The 6,817-nt window shown below is 33.4% G+C and carries 6 protein-coding genes; all 6 read left to right on the top strand.

All coding sequences use genetic code 11. The features are described from left to right. Window positions 1-109: 109 nt before the first annotated feature. The 6 genes from MK119_RS21970 to MK119_RS21945 all read left to right on the top strand — a co-directional run bounded on the left by MK119_RS21970 (window position 110) and on the right by MK119_RS21945 (window position 6,813). Window positions 110-769: a YggS family pyridoxal phosphate-dependent enzyme gene (locus tag MK119_RS21970; protein ID WP_290683432.1), complete on the top strand. Its 660-nt coding sequence runs from the start codon at window positions 110-112 to the stop codon at window positions 767-769. Window positions 770-963: 194 nt separating this feature from the next. Further along, a complete protein-coding gene (locus MK119_RS21965) occupies window positions 964-2,325 on the top strand; it encodes an exonuclease domain-containing protein (RefSeq protein ID WP_290683431.1) in 1,362 nt (453 codons plus the stop codon). Between the two features lie 16 nt (window positions 2,326-2,341). After that, on the top strand, window positions 2,342-4,309 hold the full coding sequence (locus MK119_RS21960) for a DUF3857 domain-containing protein (RefSeq protein ID WP_290683429.1): 1,968 nt from the start codon (window positions 2,342-2,344) through the stop codon (window positions 4,307-4,309). A 12-nt stretch (window positions 4,310-4,321) separates the two neighbouring features. Next, on the top strand, window positions 4,322-5,152 hold the full coding sequence (locus MK119_RS21955; protein WP_290683427.1) for an ion transporter: 831 nt from the start codon (window positions 4,322-4,324) through the stop codon (window positions 5,150-5,152). A 10-nt stretch (window positions 5,153-5,162) separates the two neighbouring features. Continuing rightward, on the top strand, window positions 5,163-6,068 hold the full coding sequence (gene miaA, locus MK119_RS21950) for a tRNA (adenosine(37)-N6)-dimethylallyltransferase MiaA (RefSeq protein WP_290683425.1): 906 nt from the start codon (window positions 5,163-5,165) through the stop codon (window positions 6,066-6,068). 241 nt (window positions 6,069-6,309) lie between these two features. Next, window positions 6,310-6,813 (top strand): cupin domain-containing protein, encoded by a 504-nt coding sequence (locus MK119_RS21945; RefSeq protein ID WP_290683423.1) that lies wholly within the window; start codon window positions 6,310-6,312, stop codon window positions 6,811-6,813. Window positions 6,814-6,817 lie beyond the last annotated feature (4 nt).

Below are 6,817 nucleotides of genomic sequence, written 5' to 3'. Positions count from 1 at the left end.
AATAGTTTTGCGCATAATATAAAAGACTCCATTGTAGCTAATGGTTACGGTTTTCGAGATTGGTCCATGTTCACAAGAAAATAAACACTAAAAAGAAGCACTACATTATATGTCAATAGCATCCAAAATACAAGAATTACAAAACGATTTACCTAAAAATGTAACCTTAGTCGCTGTCTCTAAAACAAAACCTGTTAACGCTTTAGAAGAAGCATACAACGCAGGACAACGTGTGTTTGGTGAAAACAAAATTCAAGAAATGGTAGAAAAATGGGAAGTATTACCCAAAGATATTTCTTGGCACATGATTGGTCATGTACAACGCAATAAGGTAAAATACATGGCTGAGTTTGTAGATTTGATTCATGGTGTAGATAATTTTAAACTTCTAAAAGAAATCAATAAACAAGCACAAAAGCACAATCGAGTTATCAATTGCTTGCTTCAAATTAAAATTGCTGAAGAAGATTCTAAATTTGGAATGTCTGCTGAAGAAGCTACTGCACTCCTTGCTTCTGAGGAATTTAAACAATTAGAAAATATTGCAATTGTCGGTGTTATGGGAATGGCAACTTTTACCAATGACATGACACAGGTACGACAAGAATTCAAAAACCTAAAAACTACTTTTAATCAATTGCAACCAATGCATGCAGCTTTAGAAATTATTTCTATGGGAATGAGTGGCGATTATGAGTTAGCTATCGAAGAAGGAAGTACAATGGTTAGAATAGGAAGTAGCATTTTTGGAGCACGAAACCATCTATAATCAACTTTCAAATAGCTATGTATATTTTTCCAATTTATCACAAATAGCACAACTCTTTTATTGTAAGAAAAGTAATAAAAAGGTGTTTCCTTGCATTTCATCTATAATTTTTAAAGATTAAGCGTCATTAGTTAGCAAACATCCTTAGGATATTTTTATATTTATACCGAAATCCTAAAAACAATGCATATCGTTTGTACGCAATAGTAGACATAGAAACCACTGGTGGAAAATATAATGAAGAAGGAATTACGGAAATTGCTATTTACAAATTTGATGGGCATAGCGTTGTAGATCAGTTTATAAGCCTTGTAAATCCTGAACGTGAAATTCAACCTTTTGTAGTAAATTTAACAGGAATCAACAATAAAATGCTTCGTGATGCTCCTAAATTCTATGAAGTTGCCAAACGAATTGTTGAAATTACAGAAGATTGTATCGTTGTAGCGCACAATGCGAGTTTTGACTATAGAATTCTTCAAATGGAATTCAAACGCCTAGGCTACGAATACAAACGTAAATCTTTGTGCACAGTAGAACTTTCCCAAAAACTCATTCCAGAAATGGAATCGTACAAACTAGGGAAACTTGTAAGAGCATTAGGAATTCCTATGAGTGACAGACACAGAGCTTCTGGCGATGCATTGGCCACTGTAAAGTTATTTCAATTACTACTCGATAAAGATTCAGAGAAAAGTATTATTCAGCAAGCTGTTAAAACTGAAATCAGAAAAAAAGTAGCCACTCGCCTACTCGATATTTTAGAAAATTTACCTTCTGCTACGGGTGTGTATTATATACATAATGCCAAAGGTGATATTATTTACATCGGAAAAAGTAAAAACATAAAAAAACGCGTCAATCAACACTTTACTGGCACGAATAACAAATCTAAAAAAATACAAAAACAAGTCGCAGCCGTTACTTTTGAACGTACCGGAAGTGAATTGGTAGCTCTTTTAAAAGAAAGTCAAGAAATAAAGCTCAAGAAGCCAATATACAATCGTGCACAACGAAGAAGCATATTTCAATACGCTATGACTTCGTATCTTGATGAAGATGGTTACATAGGTTTGCGCATTGAAAAAGCTGATGGCCGTAAAAAGTACATTACCACTTTTACCAATATGTCACAAGCAAAACATGTGATGTTTAAGTTGACGGAAGATTTTGGTTTGTGCCAAAAAATAAATGAATTACATCTTACAAAAACAAACTGTTTTCAATATACGATCAAAGAATGTCAAGGAGCTTGCATACAAAAAGAATCTCCTGAAAGCTACAATAAACGCGTACAACAAGCTATTGACAAATACAATTACTCCAACAAAGATATGTTGATTATTGATCGTGGTCGCCACCATGATGAACGCAGCGCTATTTTAATAGAAAATGGCGTTTATAAAGGTTTTGGTTTTTACAGTCTTAACTACCAAATTACCAACAAAGATGTTTTAAAAACTATTATCACACCTATGCAAAACAATAGAGATGTACAACACATCATTCAAAGCCACCTCCGTCGAAAAAATAAATTTAAAATTATTACTTTATAACACATAACTTACCATTATGAAACCGATTTACACACTAATTACCATTTTATGCGCCATGTTTTGCTATGGGCAAAATCCAATGAGTATTAAGTTTAATAAAGTTTCGCAAGAAGAACTTAATATGAAAGTATATGAAAAAGATACCACCGCACACGCCGTTGTGATTGAAGAGTATGGCGAAAACTATTTTGATGTTATCAGCGAGCGTATTTTTTTAATCAAACATTATTATGTGAAGATTAAAATTTTAGATAAACTAGGTATTGAGCAAGCTGCCAAAATTCAAATTCCATTTTATAAAGGTAAAAATGCGTATGAAGTCATTAAGAATGTAAAAGCTATTACTCACAATCCTGATAAAATAGATCATTTGGCAAAAGATCAAGTATTTTCAGTTGATATCAATAGTTTTTATGGTGAAAAACGATTTACCTTTCCCAATGTAAAAGTGGGAAGTGTTTTAGAATATCAATACACTTTAGAATCACCTTTTATCTACAATTTCGAAGGTTGGGATTTTCAATCAGACATTCCAAAAATGTATAGTGAATTTAATGCCAAGATTCCTGCAAATTATCGTTATAACCGATCGTTAAAAGGTTTTCAAAAGCTAGATATCAACGAAGCTTCTGTTCAAAAAAAATGTTTTAAAATTCCTGGCATTGTAGGTAGAGCAGATTGTGAATTGCTAAAATATGCCATGAAAGATATTCCTGCTTTTAAGGAAGAATCGTATATGCTTTCTAAAAATAATTATTTGTCAAAAATTACCTTTGAATTGGCAGAACGTATTCGTTTTGATACAGGAAAAGAAGTCTATACCAAAACATGGAAAGCCGTTGATAAAGATATGCGTAAAGACAAAGATATTGGTGCTCAAGTACGCAAGAAAAACTTCTTTAAAAGTCAACTACCAAAAGAAATCTTGAACGAATCTGACACATATAAAAGAGCTCAAAAGGTGTATGCGTTTATTAAAGATCACTATACATGGAATGGCGAATACAAACTGTTTCAGGATGCTAATGTCCGTCAAGCTTTTCAAAACAAAATTGGAAATGTTCCTGAAATCAATCTTTCATTGGTAAATAGTTTATTGGCTGCCAATATCAAAGCAGAAACAGTATTGTTGGCAACACGAGCAAGAGGATTACCAACGCAATCGCATCCAGTACGATCTGATTTTAACTATGTTATTGCCAAAGTTACCATAGGAAAAGAAACACTTTTCTTAGATGCTACAGATAAGCATCTTTCCTTTGGCTTATTGCCAATTCGCGCATTAAATTACAATGGGCGAGCCATGGACTTTAAAAACCCGAGTTATTGGTGTACCATCAATCCGTACGATCAAAATCGCCAAAATACGATAGTGACTATTATTGTAGACGAAAATGGTGTTGCAAAAGGAAAATTATCACAGACCAACACAGGGTATTTAGCATACCAAAAACGCAAAGAATTAGCCGAAGAAAGTACTGAAGATTATTTAGATGATTTTGAAGAAAGTCTCCCATTTTTAGAAGTTGAAGAATATGATGTGAAAGACCGTACAAATCCTGAAAAACCGCTTAAAGAAATGTTCACTTTGACTTTTGACGAAGAAGGTTTTTCGGATGGTTCAACCTATATAGATCCGTTTTTTATAAAAGCATTTCCAAAAAATCCATTCCGTTTGAACGAACGTCAGTATCCTGTAGATTTTGCATATTCACGTGTATATACTACTCGTTTTTTACTATCATTACCTCCAAATTTTGAATTTGAAAACGTACCTGAGAATCAGAATTTCTCGTTGGCAGGTGGAAAAGCTGTTTGCGGTTTAAAAGTTATACAGCAAAACGGACAATTAAACTTAACATTTAAGCTTATTTTGAACAATTTTTACTTTGAACCTGAAGAATATCAAGAATTGAAGGAGTTTTTTGGTAAATTATCTATACTTCAAAAAAATACACGATTAGCCATTAAAAAGAAATTATAGTATTTTAGCAGCATGGCGAAAGATTGGAAATCAAAACTTCACGAAATCATTTATGAAGCTGACACACCTGCAGGAAAACTATTTGATGTAGTTATTTTGGTGTTGATTTTGGCAAGTATTGCTTTGGTAATGCTCGAAAGTGTAAATGATTATGCTTTACAATATGGAGACTTTCTATTTGTGGCAGAATGGATCATTACTATATTATTTACGTTTGAATATTTTGCGAGAATTATTTCAATTCGAAAACCGTCTCAATATATTTTTAGTTTTTATGGAATCATTGATTTTCTATCCACTATTCCAATGTACTTATCGTTCTTTATTGTAGGTTCACAATCGCTCATTGCCTTGCGAGCGTTACGTTTAATGCGTGTTTTCAGGATCTTAAAATTAGCGCGTTATATAGGAGCATCCAACAATATTGTTCGTGCTTTAAAAGCAAGTAGAATTAAAATCGGCGTTTTTATCATGTTTATTTTGATTCTTTGTACCATTTTGGGTTCGGTGATGTACTTGATAGAAAGTGAAAAAGATAGTGGATTTACAAGCATTCCACGAAGTATTTATTGGGCCATCGTCACGCTTACCACTGTTGGATACGGAGATATTGCACCACATACTCCTTTGGGACAGTTTATAGCTTCTATCATTATGATTTTGGGTTACGGAATTATCGCCGTTCCTACAGGAATTGTTACAGCTGAGTTGACCACAATAGAAAAAGAGGAAATTCATCTCAATACACAATCATGTCCAAATTGCTCTGCGGAAGGACATAGAGATAATGCCGAATTTTGTTTTGATTGTGGCGAAAGATTAAATCCTAAAAAACCTGCTTAACTCCTTTTTCATGACAAATTATTTAATTTCTGTTGTCGGTGCCACTGCCATTGGAAAAACAGTACTCAGTATAAAATTGGCACAACATTTTAAAGCAGAGATTATTTCTTGCGATTCCAGACAATTTTTTAAAGAAATGAACATAGGTACTGCTGTTCCTTCTACGGAAGAGTTGAATGCTGCCAAACATCATTTTATACAGCATATTAGTATTTTTGATAGTTACAATGTCGGACAATTTGAAAAAGATGCCATTGCTAAACTTGATGAATTGTTTGAAAAACACAATATTGTCATTATGGTTGGCGGAAGCGGACTGTATGTTGATGCAGTTGTAAAAGGTTTGGACGATTTTCCAAGAGTAGCTCCAGAAATCAGAGAAAACTTAAACGAACAACTTGAAAATCATGGTATTGCTTCGCTTCAAGAAAAACTAAAACAACTTGATCCTGTGTATTATGAACGTGTGGCACTTGAAAATCCGCATCGTTTGATACGCGCTTTGGAAATTTGTATTGGAAGCGGAAAACCATATTCTAGCTTTTTGAAAGATAAAACGGCAAGTCGAAACTTTAAAACTATTAAAGTAGGCTTAATGGCTGATCGTGAAATTATGTATGATCGCATCAATCGACGTGTTGATATTATGATGGATGCAGGTTTATTAGATGAAGCAAAAGCATTACATCCACATAAATCTTTAAACGCCTTACAAACTGTTGGATATCGAGAGCTTTTTGAATATATGGATGGAAATTATACATTAGAATTCGCCATAAGCGAGATCAAGAAAAACACACGTCGTTTTGCCAAACGACAAGGAACTTGGTTTAAAAAAGATGAAAATACGCTTTGGTTCGATTATCAAGAAGATCCTTCTACTATTATAAAAAAGATTGCATCGAAGCTTGCGTAAGCATTAAGACTTATTTAGATTTGTTTATATAGCAGAACGTAAGCTCAAGCAAAATTTTGAAAAAACTAGTATAAATAACTACTATGATTTTCAAAGCTGTACTCGATACAATTTTTTCATTGAGAAATCACTCGAACTTACGTTTTTATAACTTTGATAGCTTCCAGAAAATAAAGAATGTAAAGCGAATTTAACATAAAGTAATCCTGTAACTAAAGACCTAATTTATTCCTAAAATCACATGAACCAAGAAATACAAGAACTCGTAGAAAGTTTAGAATTATTACCACATCCAGAAGGTGGATTTTACAAAGAAGTATACCGAAGTAAAAAAGTCATTGCAAAAGATGCATTACCAGATGATTTTTCTGGAGATCGCAATTATTGTACAAGTATTTACTTTTTACTTACCTCTGAGAATTTTTCTGCTTTTCATAGAATTAAACAAGATGAAATTTGGCATTTTTACGGAGGAAGTTCCTTAAGCGTTCATGTTATTGATGCAGCAGGAGATTATACCGAACATAAAGTTGGTATGAATTTTAGCAATGGAGAACAGCCGCAATTGGTAGTTCCTGCTGGTTGTTGGTTTGCATCAAGTGTTTCCACAAAAGATTCGTATGCGTTTGTAGGTTGTACAGTTGCACCAGGATTCGATTTCGAGGATTTCGAATTGGCAGAACGCACAAACTTACAAGAAGAATACCCACAACACGCAGACATTATTCATAAATTGACACGATAATTTT

Source organism: Kordia sp., from assembly GCF_022447245.1.
In the GTDB taxonomy this organism is placed as follows: Bacteria; Bacteroidota; Bacteroidia; order Flavobacteriales; family Flavobacteriaceae; genus Kordia.
This window is presented reverse-complemented; position numbering and strand designations above follow the sequence as displayed.